This is a genomic window from Echinicola sediminis, assembly GCF_054777495.1.
Genome location: NZ_BAAHAP010000013.1, coordinates 70,703 through 85,374, shown reverse-complemented (window position 1 = coordinate 85,374; position 14,672 = coordinate 70,703). Strand labels below are relative to the sequence as shown.

General features: G+C 43.6%; 14 protein-coding genes. All 14 read left to right on the top strand.

What is annotated here, in order from left to right; all coding sequences use genetic code 11:
- The first annotated feature begins 511 nt into the window (after positions 1–511).
- Complete coding sequence (locus tag ACYVAA_RS05355; RefSeq protein ID WP_460539227.1) at positions 512–847, top strand: ArsR/SmtB family transcription factor; 336 nt, start codon at positions 512–514, stop codon at positions 845–847.
- 50 nt (positions 848–897) lie between these two features.
- Positions 898–1,440, top strand: a complete 543-nt coding sequence (locus ACYVAA_RS05350; RefSeq protein ID WP_460539225.1) for a DUF6428 family protein — start codon at positions 898–900, stop codon at positions 1,438–1,440.
- A 9-nt stretch (positions 1,441–1,449) separates the two neighbouring features.
- Positions 1,450–2,067 carry a low molecular weight phosphatase family protein gene (locus tag ACYVAA_RS05345; RefSeq protein ID WP_460539222.1) on the top strand — a complete coding sequence of 206 codons (618 nt, stop codon included), beginning with the start codon at positions 1,450–1,452 and terminating at the stop codon, positions 2,065–2,067.
- Between the two features lie 12 nt (positions 2,068–2,079).
- Positions 2,080–3,195, top strand: coding sequence for an arsenic resistance protein (gene arsB, locus ACYVAA_RS05340; RefSeq protein WP_460539219.1), 1,116 nt, complete (start codon positions 2,080–2,082; stop codon positions 3,193–3,195).
- A 327-nt stretch (positions 3,196–3,522) separates the two neighbouring features.
- Positions 3,523–4,047, top strand: coding sequence for a DUF6428 family protein (locus ACYVAA_RS05335; RefSeq protein ID WP_460539217.1), 525 nt, complete (start codon positions 3,523–3,525; stop codon positions 4,045–4,047).
- Entirely contained in the window at positions 4,048–4,932 is an 885-nt protein-coding gene (locus ACYVAA_RS05330; RefSeq protein WP_460539215.1) for a pirin family protein, read from the top strand.
- A gap of 142 nt (positions 4,933–5,074) precedes the next feature.
- On the top strand, positions 5,075–5,686 hold the full coding sequence (locus ACYVAA_RS05325) for a fumarylacetoacetate hydrolase family protein (RefSeq protein ID WP_460539213.1): 612 nt from the start codon (positions 5,075–5,077) through the stop codon (positions 5,684–5,686).
- Entirely contained in the window at positions 5,673–7,541 is a 1,869-nt protein-coding gene (locus ACYVAA_RS05320; protein ID WP_460539211.1) for a M23 family metallopeptidase, read from the top strand. The genes ACYVAA_RS05325 and ACYVAA_RS05320 overlap by 14 nt, the downstream gene beginning before the upstream one ends.
- A 65-nt stretch (positions 7,542–7,606) precedes the next feature.
- Entirely contained in the window at positions 7,607–8,056 is a 450-nt protein-coding gene (gene bcp, locus ACYVAA_RS05315; RefSeq protein WP_460539209.1) for a peroxiredoxin, read from the top strand.
- 10 nt (positions 8,057–8,066) lie between these two features.
- Complete coding sequence (locus ACYVAA_RS05310) at positions 8,067–8,918, top strand: transketolase (protein WP_460539208.1); 852 nt, start codon at positions 8,067–8,069, stop codon at positions 8,916–8,918.
- Between the two features lie 99 nt (positions 8,919–9,017).
- The gene (locus tag ACYVAA_RS05305) at positions 9,018–9,986 is read left to right on the top strand and encodes a transketolase family protein (protein WP_460539206.1); all 969 of its coding nucleotides are present in this window, start codon (positions 9,018–9,020) and stop codon (positions 9,984–9,986) included.
- Positions 9,987–10,123: 137 nt separating this feature from the next.
- A complete protein-coding gene (locus ACYVAA_RS05300; RefSeq protein ID WP_460539204.1) occupies positions 10,124–11,050 on the top strand; it encodes a DUF6807 domain-containing protein in 927 nt (308 codons plus the stop codon).
- Between the two features lie 149 nt (positions 11,051–11,199).
- Positions 11,200–12,069, top strand: a complete 870-nt coding sequence (locus ACYVAA_RS05295; protein WP_460539202.1) for a helix-turn-helix domain-containing protein — start codon at positions 11,200–11,202, stop codon at positions 12,067–12,069.
- An 84-nt stretch (positions 12,070–12,153) separates the two neighbouring features.
- Complete coding sequence (locus ACYVAA_RS05290; protein ID WP_460539200.1) at positions 12,154–14,616, top strand: TonB-dependent receptor; 2,463 nt, start codon at positions 12,154–12,156, stop codon at positions 14,614–14,616.
- Positions 14,617–14,672: the final 56 nt, after the last annotated feature.

Here is a 14,672-nt window from a genome sequence, read left to right as displayed (position 1 = left end):
CCACACTCCCTGACTGATTTTCACGAACAAATTAACCAATGATTAACTGATTAACAATTTATTAATAAACATATGATCTTTTCTGGCCGTAAGCAATTTTAACTTCACTTGAACGAATAGAAGTATTAGGCACTGATGAAAAGGATGAACACAGATATATCTGTTTGATGTTGTTTATAAAGCTCATATTCAATTTGAAAATACGCCAATTGGTAGAAAGTCCCTTAGTCTTTTAGTAATACCACAAAAAGAAAATTCGTGTAAACCTGTCTGGCGCCAGATAGATCTCCCGTCATTCGACCTTTAGGCAGTTAAAATCTTTTATCATAAAGCATTAAAATCTGCGCAAATCAGCGTAATCAGCGGGAAACATTTTACGAGTCCTGAAGCCAATTGCATAATTGTGTATTGTCAAAAACCTGTTCATCCCAAACCACTATCAGCAATAATTTTCACGAATAATTTTGTCAACCTAAACAACATCGATATATTGCGATATAATTACACATCCATGGGAGTAACCAAAACAGATCTCTTCAGCCAAGAACAAAATGAACTGGCAGTCATCGCAAAAGCTTTTGCCCACCCGGCAAGGGTAGCCATCATCCAGTATCTGCTGAAAACCAATGCCTGTATCAATGGTGATTTGGTCGGCGAACTGGGCCTGGCCCAAGCCACCATTAGTCAGCATTTAAGGGAGCTAAAAAGTATTGGGATCATACAGGGAACCATCGAAGGGGTCTCTGTAAGTTATTGTATCAATCCAACAAAATGGCAGAGCATCAAAGAATTGTTCACCTCCCTTTTTGATCAATACCAGGACAAATCAAACGACTCTTGTTGTTAAAAAAATTTAACCGTATATATCGTAATATTGCAATTTAACCTACAGAAAAGATGAAAACCAAAGAATTTATTGACACCTTGGAGCAATACCCTGAATTGCCCTTAAAATTTGAATACGAGGAAGGTAAATTCGTCAGAGACGACTTTCATATTACCGAAATAAAAAATGTTTCCTTTGACACAGTGGATTGTGGCGGAGTACGCAACCAATGGCAAGAAACCCATGTGCAACTGTGGGAAAACACCACGTTGGAGCCCGACCACCAAGTCAACGGTCAAAAAGCCCTGAAAATATTTCAAGTGGTGGAAAATGTCCGTCCGACTTTCCAAGATATGGAAATAAAGTTCGAATACGGGAACAGCACCTTCCCTACTTCCATTCTTACGGTGGCAGAAATTATCCCTGCAGAAAATTCCCTGACGGTAAAATTATTTGAAACCGTCGCCACCTGCAAGGCGAAGGACCGGGCCAATACAGAGGAAGAAAAAGCGGCCGCTTGCTGTGGCCCTGCCAAACCTAAAGTAAGGGTTTCCCTAAAATCGCTTACCGAAAAAAAAGAACCATCATGTACACCTGAATCAGGTTGTTGTTAATCTAAACTTATGAAAACCAACTTACTTTACCCAGCTCTTCAGCAGACCGTCGAAGGGCTGGATTTTAATACCATTAGCGCTGATAGAAAGGCCGAACTGAAAGGACTGATCACGTATATCCGGGAAAACCAGGACAAAAACGGTTTGGTCAAACTGAATTTCATTTGCACCCATAATTCGCGCCGTAGTCAGATGAGCCAGATTTGGGCACAAACCGCCGCTAGCTATTACGGGCTGAATGCCCAGTGTTTTTCTGGAGGGACAGAAGTGACAGCATTTAACGAAAGAGCAGTGCAGGCCATGAAAAAAGCAGGTTTTGAAATCAAGAAGGAGGGCCAAAACAATCCCAAATATATTGTTTCCTTTAGCAAACAGGCCCCACCTGTCCTGGCCTTTTCCAAGCTGTACAACGACCCCAGCAGCCCCTCTGCAGATTTTGCGACAGTAATGACCTGTTCCCACGCAGATGAAAACTGTCCCTACATTCCTGGTGCGGAAAAGAGAATCCCCGTGCGATATGAAGACCCCAAGGCCTTTGACGACAGTCCCCTGGAGTCCCAAAAATACCATGAACGCTCCATGCAGATTGCCTGTGAGATGTTTTATGTCTTTTCCCAAATCAAATAAGTAGAGCTCCTTATGAAAAAATTAAGCTTTCTGGACCGATACCTAACCCTTTGGATTTTCCTGTCCATGTTTGTAGGCGTAGGATTAGGTTATGGTTTCCCCCAGCTATCAACCCTTATCAATGAATACAATAGCGGCTCCACCAATATCCCTATTGCCATTGGACTTATCCTTATGATGTACCCCCCGCTGGCAAAAGCGGACTATTCCTTACTCCCCAAAGTTTTTAAAAACACCAAAATACTTAGCATTTCCCTACTGCTCAACTGGCTAATCGGGCCCGTTCTGATGTTTGTATTGGCCATCATATTCCTCCATGACCAGCCCGAATACATGACAGGCCTTATCCTCATTGGACTGGCCCGTTGCATCGCCATGGTCCTGGTGTGGAATGACCTTGCAGAAGGAAGCAGGGAATACGGAGCTGGATTGGTGGCCCTGAACAGTATTTTCCAGGTTTTTGCTTACAGTTTTTACGCTTGGATTTTCATCACAGTACTTCCTCCCTATTTTGGATTTGAGGGAGCCGTCATAGACATTTCCATTTCCACGATTGCCGAAAGTGTGGCCATTTATCTGGGGATTCCCTTTCTGGCAGGACTGCTTAGCAGGGTTGTTTTGGTGAGGGTCAAAGGAGAAGATTGGTATTCCAAAAAATTCATTCCAAGCATTTCACCACTGACCTTGATAGCCCTTCTTTTCACCATTGTCATTATGTTTAGCCTCAAAGGAGAGCTGATCGTAGAAATCCCCCTAGATGTTATTAAAATAGCGGTGCCTTTGCTGCTCTATTTCCTTGCCATGTTTATTATTGGCTTTTTCACCACCAAGCTTTTGGGAGGAAGCTATGATCAAAATGCGGCCGTTTCCTTTACCGCTGCAGGGAATAATTTTGAACTGGCTATTGCTGTGGCCATTGCAGTATTTGGACTTCAAAGTGGCCAGGCATTTGTTGGAGTAGTGGGACCACTGATAGAAGTTCCTGCATTGATCCTGCTTGTAAAATGCTCTTTTTGGCTAAAAAAGAAGTATTATGATTCTCCGAATCAAAACCTGTCCGCCCAGTATCAGGCTCCTAAGAGGACTGAAACCGCAAAGGAATATGAAGGGACTGAAAAAAGCTCCTAAGCCTTTACTGACCAGCCGGCTCACTTTACCCTGCAGGGAATAAAATTGATCAGGCATAAAACGAAGGTTGATTATCTTCCCATTAATGCCCTGCCAAAAGACAGCTACGCTTTCAAAAAAACATAACATCATGACCCTTACTGTATTGTGATAACCAACAACTATTCCTATCCATCACAGTAAGGGTTTCATAATTCTATTTCTCAATGGAAAACTTGGCTTCATTCTTGATAACTGGTAAATAATACGATTTTTTTGATCCAATTATTTATCCAATCGGTGAAAATTTCGTATCCTTAAGAAAGTATTGAAAAGTACTCAACTATTATGCGAACTACAGACTTTATCCAATTACTAGAGCTTGCACCAAATAAGCCCATTAAGGTGGAATACCTCCCGGGGATGTTTGTTCAAAGCAACTTCGGGCTCATCACAATTGACAGCGTCAAAGATGGGGCTACCCAAAAGATCATCCATCAGATACACCTAAATGATGCCAAGAGTGGTCAGTCTGAGATGAAAACCACGGATCTCTTCAAAGCTTTTGGGCAATCCACTGATTTGGAAAATCTTTCCGATGAAGAAGTGAGAGTGGTGTATGGCAATAAAGACTTCAAAAAAACTGCTTTGGACATTTGTGAAGTGGAAGTTTTCCAGGGAAATTTCACCTTGAAATTATTCTCTACGAATAACCTCAAAAAGGCGAAAGAAAGAAACCCTGAGGTAACAAAAGATGATCTTAAAAAATCGCCCAAAAAGCGGTTCTCTTCTTTACTTAAAAAACTTTTCTCTCCCATTCCATTAGGCCTCAGTTGGGAGACCGCAAAATTGCAGCTCCTAAAGTCAAAATAAATGTCCAATACCGAACTGATCATTCCTGAAAGGAGCCGTGATATCGGTGACTTTATCGTGGGAAGATTACTCCCCTTTCGCAACAAAAGAATGGTTGGTCCATTTGTCTTTATTGACCACATGGGTCCTGCTACTGTGGGGCCGGGCAAGTACATGGACATTGGTCAGCACCCACATATAGGTTTATCGACCCTGACTTTTCTCTTGGAGGGTGAAATGATCCATGAGGATAGTTTGGGTACCAAGCAACGAATTTCACCAGGTTCTGTCAATTGGATGACAGCTGGAAGGGGCGTCACGCACACTGAAAGGACTCCTCCTGAAATGAGGGACGGAAAGACTTATCCCCTGCACGGCTACCAGATATGGGTGGCTTTACCGAAAGAAAAGGAAAACATCACACCAACCTTCCATCATATCGATGCGGACAAGCTCCCCTCTTGGCAGCGTGAAGGAGCCTCCTTTACCTTGGTTGCCGGCGAAGGTTACGGCAAAACATCTCCTGTTCCGGTACATTCCGAACTCTTCATGGTCGACATCAAGACTTCGGAGAATTTCAGCTTGGATATCGCCGGTCAGCTAAAAGGTGAAATTGGAATATGTGTAGTGGCGGGCCAGGTCAAAGCTTGTGAGCACCTTGTTAAACAGGGGGAATTACTAGTATCGAAGATCGATAACCAATGTGCTTTGGAAGTCGGGAAGAACAGCCACATCATCCTTTTTGGCGGTCCAGCTTTTCCAGAAGAGCGTTTTATCGAATGGAATTTTGTCGCCAGTGATAAGACCACCATAGAAAAGGCAAAACAAGGTTGGAAATCCAAAGATTGGCCTATGGTACAAGGGGATGATTCCTATATCCCGCTTCCCAATCCAAAAAATAAGTAACTCCTACCAAGACTTTGAGTCAAGGTAGGTGTAAAATTAGTTTGGGCATTTTTTCATCCCATTAACCAACTCAAACATTTTCTTAATCCGACCTTATATAGTTTCTTTGTGAAAACGATAACAACTCCAATAATTTCTTTTTATGAAGATCATTGCCATAGGTCGGAATTATGCCGAACATATAGATGAACTCAACAACGAGAGACCTTCCAATCCTGTCGTGTTTCTAAAACCCGACACTGCCTTATTGAAAAACAATAGTCCCTTTTATCTACCTGATTTTTCCAATGAGATCCATCATGAGGTTGAATTGGTCCTCAAGATCAATCGGGAAGGTAAATTTATCAAAAAGGAATTTGCTCACCGTTACTTTGAAGAGATCGGCATTGGGATAGATTTTACCGCCAGAGATATCCAAAAAGAATGTAAGGAAAAAGGACTTCCCTGGGAAATTGCCAAGGGTTTTAACGGCTCCGCCCCCATTGGAGACTTCTTGCCGGTAAGTAATTTCAAGAACCTGAACAATCTCAACTTTCACCTGGACATCAACGGGCAGTGCAAACAACAAGGCAATACCTCAATGATGCTTTTTGATTTTGGAGTCATCCTGGAATACGTTTCCAAGTATTTCACTTTAAAAAAAGGAGACCTGATTTATACAGGCACCCCAGCCGGCGTAGGAAAGGTAAATGCAGGTGATCGGCTTGAAGCCTATATTGAAGACCAAAAATTATTGGATTTTGAGATTAAATAAACTCCTCCTGTTGCTGATATTGTGGGTTTGGGCAGGGGCGGCAGCTTATTCCCAAACAACAAAAGGCTATTACCTCTTTCCCATAAAGCCTGGCGAAAGGAACTACCTGGCAGGAAACATGAGCGAAATCCGGCCCAATCATTTCCATAGCGGTATTGATATCAAAACTGATCAAAGGGAAGGTTTACCCGTTCATGCCGCCGCTGACGGTTATGTATACCGGATGAAAGTCTCCTCTTATGGATACGGGAATATCCTCTATCTGAAGCATCCCAACGGACAATTTACCGTGTATGCCCATTTGAGGGAATTTAACAAAACTATTTCCCAGTACATGTGGGAGAAAATGGCTGATGCCGAGCAAAACAGTCTGGAAGTATATCCCGAGCCCACAGCCCTGCGGGTTAAAAAGGGAGAAATCATCGCTTATTCCGGCAATACCGGCGGTTCGATGGCGCCCCATTTACATTTCGAAATACGGGATTCTTTAGATAGGGCCATAGACCCGCTCAAGTTTGGTTTTCCCGAGATCCTCGACAGCACCCCTCCTACTGTCAGAGCCATAGCCATTACCCCCTTGACCTTGGAAAGCCGCATCAATGGCAAATTTGAAAGGACCATCCTCAAGCTCAACTACAGGGCTGGACAGTTCATCATTGATCAGCCCATTGAAATCACCGGAAAGGTGGGCATAGAAGTGAGCGCCTACGATAAACTCGACGGGGTATACAACAAAAACGGTTTTCCCCATTTTGAAATCTATCAAAACGGCCAAAAGACCTTTGATATCAATGTGGACAAAATTGATTTTAACCTGGGCAGGTTCCTTTTGGCCCATACCCATGATAACCTCTATACCAAACTGTACAGGACTCCTTATAATCAATTTGATTATTATAGCCCGGACAGCCTGTTCAGCGGAAGCATCGAAACAGCTCCGGACAGTATCAAAGACGTGCAGGTAAAGCTGGAAGATGTATTTGGTAACCAAAGCAGCATCTCGCTGAAATTCAAGGGGGAAAAAGAAACTTTTGAGGTCAAGTCCGCTGCGGCATCCAACAGGAAGGTAGATTTTGTGGACAACTGGCTGATCATAAGGACCGACAAGCAAGAGACCAACAAACTTGCCCGCTTTTATGTAAATGGCCTAATGATGGATGTCATGCTTGCCTATGAGGACCCCAGGTACCGTACCTATATATGGGACATGGACTATGGCATACCGGACTCCATCGATTTATGTACCGAAAAAATCATCCCCAAAGTACAGGCAAAGCTTCCTTTTGGCAAAGAATTCTACTTCAGTGACGGGCATACCCATATTAAAGTGGACCAAACCTCCCTTTTGAAAAACATCTACCTGTATACTGAAAGAAGCACCTATAATGGACTGCCCTCCCTTAAAATCAATGAAGACCGCAAAGATTACCTTCGGGAAGAAATCGAGGTAAAAATGGATGTTTCTGATTTTAAGGGCCCCAAAGACCATGTTGATGTTTATCAGCTTTACTCCAACGGATACAAACGATTTGTCGGAGGGACTTGGGAAGATGGTCACATCACATTTAAAACAAAAAATTTTGGTACTTTTGTACTCGTTGAAGATAATAGCCCTCCAAGTATACGTCCGATCCGGATAAGTTCCTCTCAGCTGAGATTTTCTATCCGGGATGACCTTTCAGGCATTAAGGACTTTGAAGCCAGGATAGACGGTAAATGGGTGATCTTACGGTACGAACATAAAAACGGGGTGATTTGGACGCAGCAGCTGGACAATACTCCCTTTAGGGGGCATTTTGAGTTGAAAGTCACTGACAATGCAGGAAATTATTCAGTTTTTGACCGGAAGTTTTAGGAAATTGAAAAATATTTCAGAAATTTAAATGTCAAAATCACACTTAACTAATAAACTAAAATAACATGGCGCTAGAAGTAGGGAAAAAGGCCCCTGATTTTGAAGCGAAAGATCAGGATGGAAACAACATAAAACTGTCTGACTTTCAAGGCAAAAAAGTGGTTCTATATTTTTATCCAAAAGACAACACCCCTGGCTGCACCGCTCAGGCTTGTGACCTAAGGGACAATTACGAGGCTTTACAAAAAGCTGGGTATGTTGTACTTGGTGTCAGCACCGACTCCCAAAAAAAGCATCAAAACTTCATTGAGAAGTATGAACTTCCCTTTCCACTGATTGCGGACGAAGATAAAAAAGTGCATGAGCTGTACAATACCTGGAGGGAAAAACAAAACTATGGCAGAACCTACATGGGAACTGTCCGCACCACTTTTGTCATCAATGAAGAAGGCACTATCGATGAGATCATCGAGAAAGTAAAAACCAAAGAACATTCAAATCAAATACTTAAATAATTCCTTTAAAATGGAAAAGCTATCAACCGAACAACTAAAAAAGACCGCCTCACAAGTGAGACGGGACATTTTGCGTATGGTTCACGATGTACAATCCGGTCACCCAGGTGCTTCACTAGGATGTACAGAATTCTTCGTGGCACTGTACTTTAACCAACTCAGACATAACAGCGACTTCAAGATGGAGGGTAAAGGAGAAGACCTTTTCTTCCTTTCCAATGGACACATTTCTCCAGTATGGTACAGTGTACTGGCAAGAAGCGGTTATTTCAATATAGATGAATTAAAGACTTTCCGAAAGATCGACAGCCGGCTTCAGGGCCACCCAGCTACCGAGGAAGGACTTCCAGGAATCCGTATCGCTTCAGGTTCTTTGGGCCAGGGGCTTTCTGTAGCCATCGGTGCGGCTCAGGCCAAGAAAATAGACGGTGATGAAGGTGTTGTTTATGCCATGATGGGCGACGGTGAGCAGCAGGAAGGCCAGATCTGGGAAGCGGCCATGTATGCCCCGCACCACAAAGTGGACAACCTGATCGCTACCATCGATTTCAACGGCCAGCAAATTGATGGTCCTACCAAAGCCGTGATGGACCTGAATGACCTGAAGGCAAAATGGGAAGCTTTTGGCTGGGAAGTGATCGATACACTAAAAGGTAATGATATGGAATCCGTGGTGGCCGGACTGGAATATGCCAGGACACTGCTGGGCAAAGGTAAGCCGGTATTGAACCTGCTTCACACAGAAATGGGTTATGGTGTTGACTTTATGGTGGGCACGCACAAGTGGCATGGGATTGCTCCTAGTGATGAGCAATTGGAAAATGCTTTGGGCCAACTGGAAGAAACCCTGGGCGATTACTAAGTACGAAATATCATGAACGTTGAATGTGGAAGCAGGGCAAATCCCAATCAAATTTCTTTCGAACATTCAACGATTCGACAATCCATCAATTGAACAATCATGGAAAAGACGTTAGAAACTAAATTCACTTATACAGAAAAAAAAGATACCCGTTCCGGTTTCGGAGACGGGCTGTTGGAAGCCGGGCGTAAAAACCCAAATGTCGTTGGACTTTGTGCTGACCTTATCGGTTCCCTTAAAATGGGCGCTTTCCAAAAGGAGTTCCCTGAAAGGTTCTTCCAGGTAGGTATTGCCGAGGCCAATATGATGGGCCTTGCTGCGGGAATGAGCATCAACGGTAAAATTCCTTTTACGGGTACCTTTGCCAACTTCTCTACCGGTCGTGTGTATGACCAGATCCGTCAGTCCATCGCCTATTCTGAGAAAAACGTAAAGATCTGCGCTTCTCACGCAGGCTTGACCTTGGGAGAAGACGGTGCTACCCACCAGATTTTGGAAGACCTGGGCATGATGAAAATGCTGCCCAATATGACCGTGATCAATCCTTGTGATTACAACCAGACCAAAGCAGCGACCATCGCCATTGCCGAGCACCATGGACCGGTATACCTGAGATTTGGACGTCCTAGCTGGCCTATCTTTACTCCTGCAGACCAGAAGTTTGAAATCGGAAAGGCATGGAAAATGATCGAAGGTAAGGATGTGACCATCTTTGCTACTGGACACTTGGTTTGGGAAGCAGTAGTGGCCGAAGCCAAACTGAGAGAAGAAGGCATCAGCGCTGAAGTAATCAACATCCATACGATCAAACCATTGGATACTAAAGCTATTCTGGAGTCAGTTGCCAAAACCGGTTGCTGTGTAACTGCCGAAGAGCACCAGTACAATGGAGGCTTGGGAGACAGTGTAGCCCAGACTTTGGTAAGAAACAACCCTGCTCCGCAAGAGTTTATCGGCGTGGATGATTCCTTTGGTGAATCCGGTAAGCCAGTAGATCTGTTGGAAAAATATGGTCTGAACGCTGACAATATTGTCAAAGCGGCTAAGAAAGCCATCAGCAGAAAATAAATTTCGGTGCTACCGAACAATTAAGAGCAGCAAATTGGTTTATCCGGTTTGCTGCTTTTATTTTTAACGGTCCCTAAAGCGCTGGAATTGAAATTCTGCGCCTTGATCTTTGGGACCAAACCAAAATAAACCTACTGATGAAAACCAGTATCACTTCTTTCCTTATCCTCAGCTGTACCTTATTGTTTCCCCTGTACCTTTCTGCTCAAAACCTGGCTTTTAAAAAAACCGATGAGGGAATTCTGCTTACTGAAGAAAACAAGCCCCGGTTCTTTTATCAAACAGCCACTAAATCCCTTTCGGGCAAATATCCCAGGGCAAATTATGTGCATCCACTTTATGGGCTCAATGGAGAAATATTGACAGAAGATTTCCCTGAAGATCACTTTCACCACCGGGGTATCTTCTGGACCTGGCATCAGCTCTATGTAAACGGAAAGCGAATAGCCGATCCTTGGTTTTGTGAGGGGATTTCTTGGAAAGTCACCAACACCAACACCAACATAACTGATGGTACGGCAAGGCTGGAATCAACCGTAAAATGGTTGTCAGACAGCTTAAACCAACAAGCAGTTTTGGAAGAAAATGTAATCATCAGGTATGAAAAACTGGAAAATGATGTCTTTGCACTGACTTTCGACATCACTTTGACTGCCTTGGTGGATGAGTTGGAGCTGGGTGGCTCAGAGGATGCCAAAGGCTATGGAGGTTTCTCCCCCAGGATAACACTTCCAGAAGACCTCCGGTTCAGTTCAAATGGACAGCCCATCACTCCCCAAAACCTCCCCGTACAGGCAGGGCCCTGGATGGATTTAAGAGGCTCTTTTGATGGAAAAAACCTTTCTGGCATTGTTATCATGGGAGAACCGGACCAGCTTCCTCAGTATCAGGGCTGGATTCTCCGTAGCAGCAAAAGCATGCAAAACCTGGCTTTCCCAGGAAAAGCCCCGATACAACTCACCCAAGGGAAAAAGCTTCGTTTCAGAAATAAGATCTTGGTCTATAAAAACATGGGCAAAGAGGCCATTGAAAATTACTACCATCAATTCATGATGAGCCGGTAATCCTCTTTAATAGCGCTTGGTAAATTCCGAAGGGACATGTGGATTGCTGAAATGCATAATGATCAGTCACGATATAGAGCAACCACTATGCAATATTGCTATAATGCAAATCAGAACCGCTCATAAAATTTTTCTATCAGTCCAAAAAAATGATAGTAATTTTATCCGCTGGCTGTTCTAAATGGTCCATCAACGGTAAAACCCTAAGCAATATGGAAATTTCTTTCAAGAATAAGTTGGAAGATGAACTGGTTTTGAAAATTTCAAGGATGAAACCGGTCATCAAACCAACCAGACCGCATAAGCATGCAGGCTATCATGAACTGATATTTCTTTTCAAAGGTTCGGGCCAACATACCGTCGGTGATGAGACGTTTGAAGTGATCCCTCCTACTGCTTTTTACCTGAGCCCAGGACAGGTACACTGTTGGGATTTCAGCAGGATTCCGGAGGGCTATGTCCTACTGTTTAAGGAAGAAATACTTTCCCATTATCCTAATGCCCAAAAATGCCTCTTTGACTTCCCCAAGCAATTTCAGCTCTCAGATAACGGGGATTTCATTAAACTCCTGGATGAGTTCTACAGTGGCTATAAATCAAACCATCCCAAAGAGGTATTAACCGCCTTTCTCAACTTGGTCATCATCAAAAGCCTTTCTTTCTGTAAGGATCCCCAAGCTGCTTCGACTGCCCATACAACCGAGTTTACCAAATTCAAACAGCTGCTGAATGAGCATTTCAAAGAAGTCAAACAGGTAGAGCAATTTGCCGAAATGATGAATATCTCTGTGAAAAAACTGAATAAGATCTGCCAACTGTCCGTAAACACCACAGCAAGGGAGCTCATAAAAGAACGAATTTTAATTGAAGCCAAAAACCTGTTGACCCATACCGGTAATAATGTCAATGAAATAGCTTACCAATTGAATTTTACGGACTCGTCCAACTTTGTGAAATTCTTTAAGGCCCAGACCACACTGACCCCATTGGAGTACAGGTCTAGGGCATTTGAGCAATAATTTACCATTATCGGAAAATTTTTACCGCAAAGTACTTGATTCGGTTGCCTACTTTTGTGGAAACTTATATTTAAACTTATCACTATGCGTATAGTACTCTTATCCTTATTTTTTACGATCGTCTGCGGGCTTACTTTAGCCCAAACGGTTGTAAAAGGCAGATTGATGGATGCAACAGATCAATCTCCTTTGGAATATGCAAATGTGGCACTTTATGCCCTGCCCGACAGCTCTTTGGTGACAGGAGCAGTGACCGATGCGGATGGTAACTTCCAGATTAAAGGCCAGCCTAAAGGCAACTACTTCCTCACCGCCCAGTTTTTAGGTTATGAAAAGAAAGTGGTCGAAAATATCTTCCTTGCAAAGGGGGAAACCATCGACCTGACTGAAATCATCTTGGCCCCTCATCAGCAACTGATGGATCAAGTGGAAGTCATTGGAGACCGCTATACCACCATGCACAAAATCGACAGGCAGGTCTATGCAGCTGCCAGTTTTCAGTCTAGTCAAGGCGGTACGGCAAACGATGTACTTCGAAACCTGCCCTCGGTAAGCATCAATGCCCAAGGAGAGCTTTCTGTCAGGGGGACTACCGGTTTTGTCGTGATGATCAACGGAAAGCCTGTTCAAGCAGACCCAAGCATGATCCTCAGCCAAATTCCCGCCAATAGCATTGAAAACATTGAGTTGGTGACCGCTCCTTCTGCAAAATATGACCCCGAAGGAAAAGCCGGATTGATCAATATCATCACTTCCAAAGGGGCCACCGACGGAACCTTTGTCCAGGTCAACACAAAAATTGGCCTGCCAAGCATTGAGAATTATGATAACAAGGAAAACTCTCCCCGTTATGGTGCTGACTTCACCATCAACCACTTACAGGACAAGTGGGATCTTTCTTTGGGAGCCAGTTACCTGAGAAATGACATTGCAGGACGAAGAGAAGGAATGGTGTATACCATTGATGGTGACAAGACCACCTACTTTCCTTCTGACGGCGAAAGAAGCTTTGATGAGAAAGCCTATTCTGGACGTTTCACTGTAGGCTACACCCCGAATAAGCAAAACAACTTCAGTCTCGGTTTTTATGGAGGCAAAAGAAGCAAAGACAGGCTGGCAGACATTGTTTATTATGACAACCACGCCATTATAAATGGAGAGAGAACCTACTCCATGCAATATTATAACCATAACCTCAGAATCCGAAAAGGAGACTTTGTGCTGGGCAGCTTTGATTATGCCCACACGTTCAAAAACTCCTCCAAATTGAGTTCTTCCTTCCTCTATGAATACACCATGCTTGGCGGGCCTACCGTCAACCAGAATTTGGGCCATCCCGACAACAGTATCGTCTATCAAGATGAATACAATACCAATGACAACCCACTGCATGGTATCCGTTTCCAAACGGATTATGCTTCAGCAGCCACCAAACTAGGTACCTTTGAGCTTGGCTACCAATTCAGAAACCTTAATCATACAGGCGACTTCGTTTACGAGCGGAAAAACAATGCTTCAGGAAACTGGGAACTGGTTCCTGAATTCTCCAGTAATGTGGACCTTTCGCGTCAAATTCACGCTGCCTATGGACAGCTTTCCGGAGAAAAAGGCAAATGGACTTATTCGGCCGGACTAAGGATGGAGTACATGGACAGAAGCTTGGATTTAAAGGACAAAGCAGGTACAGTAGACACCACGTATCATTACGATTTTGTCAAGCCTTTTCCCTCTGCAAGTCTAAAATATGCCGTGAAGGATGACCTGAGCTTAAAAGCTGCCTACAGCAAAAGGATACAAAGAACCACTACTTTTAAAATGAACCCTTTCCCCGAAAGAGAGCATTCGGAGACATTGGAGCAGGGTGACCCTACTCTACTGCCTGAATTTATTGATTTGGTAGAGCTAGGTGTTATTAAGGACTTCGGAAGCAATTCCCTTTTCGCAACGGCCTACTACAATCATATCAACAATTTGGTAAACCGGGTAAATACCGTTTATAATGACACCATACTCAACAGGATCTACTCCAATGTGGGTTCCGGAAGGTCCCTCGGGTTAGAAGCGGGCCTGGAACTCAATCCTACCTCTTGGTGGAAAGTCTTTGCTGGAGGTAATCTTTATAAATACCGGATCAAAGGGGAATTTGATAACCGGCCGGTCAACACCTCCAGCTGGGTGTATTCCATCAATGCCAATACCAGCTTTGACCTTAGCTCCACCTTAAGCTTGCAGTGGACGGTGAACTATTTATCCGACAGAAATACCGCTCAGGGCAAGGACAGCCGGTTCCTTTCTCCTAACCTAAGCCTAAAGAAGACTTTTCTGGATGGCCGCTTGGGCACAACCCTCCAATGGCTCAATATGGACATGGGCTTGCTGGACACCAACGAGCAGCGCATCACCACATGGAGGGAAAATGAATTTTATACCACCACCAATTACGTTTATGAAGTGGACATGATCATGATCAATATCAGCTATACCTTCAACCAACTGAAAAATAAATCCCGCTTTATCAAAAGTGAATTTGGTGAAAAGGAATTTTGATTGACCATTTAAACAGGTAAAACCTGTCAGGTTGTAAGGTTTCAAATTTCCATCTA